Source organism: Salinimicrobium oceani, from assembly GCF_012037645.1.
Genome location: NZ_JAAVJR010000320.1, coordinates 1 through 550, shown reverse-complemented (window position 1 = coordinate 550; position 550 = coordinate 1). Strand labels below are relative to the sequence as shown.

1 protein-coding gene is annotated in these 550 nt (G+C 47.3%); it reads left to right on the top strand.

Annotation, left to right across the window (positions count from 1 at the left end; all coding sequences use genetic code 11):
• The coding region (locus tag HC175_RS16955) for a GH3 family acyl-acid amido synthetase (RefSeq protein ID WP_168139522.1) at positions 1-550 on the top strand (550 nt) is incomplete at both ends.

Sequence of the window (550 nt, the reverse complement as noted above, 5' to 3'; positions counted from 1 at the left end):
CAAATTGAGCGCAGTCGCCGCGGGGAAACCAACATCTTTTGGCCTACTCCCATAAAATGGTTCGCGAAATCAAGTGGTACCACAAATGCAAAGAGTAAATTCATACCGGTAAGTGATGATTCCCTTGAAAAATGTCATTACGCCGCTGGCAAGGACATGCTGTGTATGTACCTCAACAACAATCCCGATTCCAAACTCTTTAACGGAAAAAGTCTGAGACTTGGCGGCAGCAAAGAGTTATATAGCCGCAACGGCACCCAATTCGGAGATCTTTCTGCAATTCTAATCGACAATATGCCTTTTTGGGCAGAGTACAGCAGCACACCCAGCAATGAAGTGTCGCTCATGAGCAATTGGGAGGTAAAAATGCCGGCTATCGTTAACGAGACCATCAGGGAAAATGTGACCAGTTTGGCGGGAGTGCCGTCCTGGATGCTGGTACTGCTGAATAATGCATTGGAAGCTTCGGGAAGAGAAAACCTTTTTGAGATCTGGCCTAATCTGGAGGTCTACTTTCACGGCGGAGTGAACTTCCTGCCCTATGCAGATC